At 45.5% G+C, this 582-nt stretch carries 1 protein-coding gene; it reads right to left on the bottom strand.

The features are described 5' to 3' along the window. Positions 1 to 582, bottom strand: a 582-nt coding sequence (locus KP705_RS16315; RefSeq protein WP_215765005.1) for a protein rep, incomplete at both ends; no start/stop codon positions are given.

Here is a 582-nt window from a genome sequence, read left to right as displayed (position 1 = left end):
GCCATAGCAATATCGGGCCCGAACATATCCAATGATTTAGGGACACCTATCGTGGCTTCGCCTTCATCACGCTTCGTGAAAAGCTCAGCATCATTGATGACACGCTTCTTCATCATCTTCAGAGATCCATCAGACTGATCTCGAACGATGCGAAGCCTCTCATCATTAAGAGACCCCTTGAACTCCTTAAACGATCCGTACCTCTGTATCAGTCGCGTATTGAGTGTCTCATTATAGAACCACTCAAGATGGCCATCCTCCATCGTCTCAATATCGTTCGGCTTAGTCACATATTTTGTGACCTCATCAACAGACTCAAGAGTTCCCGCATCCTTAACAATGCACGACATCCTCTCACGAACATCAGCAAGAAAATCCTGCCAGCCGTTCCCCTTCAAATACGGCAGATCAAAGAGGATATTCATATGCATGTTAAGGGTTTCATGATCCTCATTATGAGTGAACTCAGTCCCCCTGAAATACAGATTTGAACCATATTTTTGATTGAGCCAACGGAAGCAATCAGAGAGCTTGCGTGTCCATTTCCTATGCTCCGCCTTGAGGTCATCATATATGCGGACG

Source organism: Gluconobacter sp. P1D12_c, assembly GCF_018812105.1.
In the GTDB taxonomy this organism is placed as follows: Bacteria; Pseudomonadota; Alphaproteobacteria; order Acetobacterales; family Acetobacteraceae; genus Gluconobacter; species Gluconobacter oxydans_A.
This window is presented reverse-complemented; position numbering and strand designations above follow the sequence as displayed.